The sequence below is a fragment of the Streptococcus sp. GMD4S genome, assembly GCF_000296955.1.
This window is the reverse complement of record NZ_AJRE01000498.1, coordinates 1-1,516: the sequence shown is the minus strand read 5'-3', so window position 1 is coordinate 1,516 and position 1,516 is coordinate 1. Positions and strand designations below refer to the sequence as shown.

The 1,516-nt window shown below is 45.9% G+C and carries 2 protein-coding genes; both read left to right on the top strand.

Features of this window, described 5'->3' with window-relative positions; translation table 11 throughout:
• A partial coding sequence (locus tag GMD4S_RS12090) for a penicillin-binding transpeptidase domain-containing protein (RefSeq protein ID WP_000320676.1) occupies positions 1-1,088 on the top strand: 1,088 nt, incomplete at its 5' end.
• Positions 1,089-1,098: 10 nt separating this feature from the next.
• Positions 1,099-1,516: recombination mediator RecR (gene recR, locus GMD4S_RS12085; RefSeq protein WP_000966753.1), on the top strand; the 418-nt coding region annotated here is incomplete at its 3' end.

The window sequence follows — 1,516 nt, the reverse complement described above, 5'->3', positions numbered from 1 at the left end:
GTGTGGACGACCTACTCAAGAGCTACTTCAACTCAGAGTTGGGTAACGGTGGAGCAAAGTACTCTGAAGGAGTCTACGCTGTAGCTCTTAATCCTAAAACCGGTGCAGTTCTGGCGATGTCGGGTGTCAAGCATGATGTCGAATCCGGTAAATTAAGTTCAGATTCGCTTGGAACAGTAACCGATGTCTTTGTACCCGGTTCGGTCGTTAAGGCGGCGACCATCAGCTCTGGTTGGGAGAATGGAGTCTTATCAGGGAATCAGACCTTGACAGACCAACCGATTGTCTTCCAAGGTTCAGCTCCAATTAATTCTTGGTATACTCAGGCCTACGGTTCATTCCCGATTACAGCTGTGGAAGCCTTGGAGTATTCTTCTAATGCCTACATGGTTCAAACGGCTTTGGGCATTATGGGTCAGACCTATCAACCCAATATGTTTGTTTTAACTAACAATTTAGAATCCGCTATGGGGAAACTTCGTTCGACATTTGCGGAATATGGTCTTGGAGCCTCAACAGGCATTGACCTTCCAGATGAGTCAACTGGTTTTATTCCAAAAGAGTATAATTTCGCTAATTACATTACCAATGCATTTGGTCAGTTTGATAACTACACCCCAATGCAATTGGCCCAGTACGTTGGAACTATTGCCAACAACGGTGTTCGGATTGCACCTCACATTGTCGAGGGGATTTATGGAAACAATGACCAAGGTGGCTTAGGTAGTCTGGTTCAAGAAACAGCCACTAAGGAACTAAACAAGGTCAATATCTCAGAATCAGATATGGCTATCTTGCAGCAAGGTTTCTATCAAGTTTCGCATGGAACGAGTGCTCTGACAACTGGTCGTGCCTTTTCAAATGGCGCAGCCGTTTCCATCAGTGGGAAAACGGGTACTGCCGAAAGTTACGTTAATGGCGGTCAAAAAGCCAACAATACTAACGCAGTCGCCTATGCGCCGACCGAAAATCCTCAAATCGCAGTCGCAGTCGTCTTTCCTCATAACACCAACCTTACAAACGGTGTCGGACCTTCTATTGCACGCGACATTATCAATCTTTATCACCAACACCATCCAATGAATTAGAAAGGAACTTATGCTGTATCCAACACCTATTGCCAAGCTGATTGATAGCTATTCAAAGTTACCAGGTATCGGGATTAAAACGGCTACCCGCCTCGCCTTCTATACCATTGGAATGTCTGATGACGATGTCAATGAATTTGCCAAAAATCTCCTATCTGCCAAGCGGGAATTAACCTATTGTTCCATCTGTGGCCGCCTGACGGATGATGACCCCTGCTCAATCTGTACAGATCCGACTCGAGATCAGACAACCATCTTGGTGCTAGAGGATAGTCGCGATGTGGCTGCTATGGAAAACATCCAAGAATACCACGGACTCTATCATGTCTTGCACGGCCTCATTTCTCCGATGAATGGCATCAGCCCAGACGATATCAACCTCAAGAGTCTCATGACCCGTCTCATGGATAGTGAGGTTTCAGAGGTGA